The organism is Vibrio sp. 10N.261.55.A7 (assembly GCF_002877365.1).
Taxonomy (GTDB): domain Bacteria; phylum Pseudomonadota; class Gammaproteobacteria; order Enterobacterales; family Vibrionaceae; genus Vibrio.
The window spans coordinates 19,604-19,892 of the sequence record NZ_MCWZ01000003.1 but is presented as its reverse complement, the minus strand read 5'-3'; the positions used below and the strand labels follow the sequence as shown (position 1 = coordinate 19,892).

Genomic DNA, 289 nt, shown 5'->3' with positions numbered 1-289 from the left:
GATTATGAAGAAAAAGGTATCGATTATCCAGTAGGTTATGTTCGTTGGACTGAGCAACGAAATTTTGAAGCTGTTTTAGATATGATGTCTTCTGGTGTACTTGATGTTAAACCTTTGATTACACATCGCTATTCGATTCGTGACTCGATAGAGGCATATAAACAGCTTGATGATCGAGCTACTCTAGGGATTGTTCTCGACTATCCAGGTGATGATTTAGATAGACTGCAGAAGCGAGTCGTAGATATTTCTCAAGATATCCAAACTAATTATGTAAAGTCTGATGCGA

1 pseudogene is annotated in these 289 nt (G+C 37.7%); it reads left to right on the top strand.

Annotation, left to right across the window (positions count from 1 at the left end):
* Nucleotides 1-289, top strand: a pseudogene (locus BCU12_RS23380) (dehydrogenase); the annotation flags it as partial.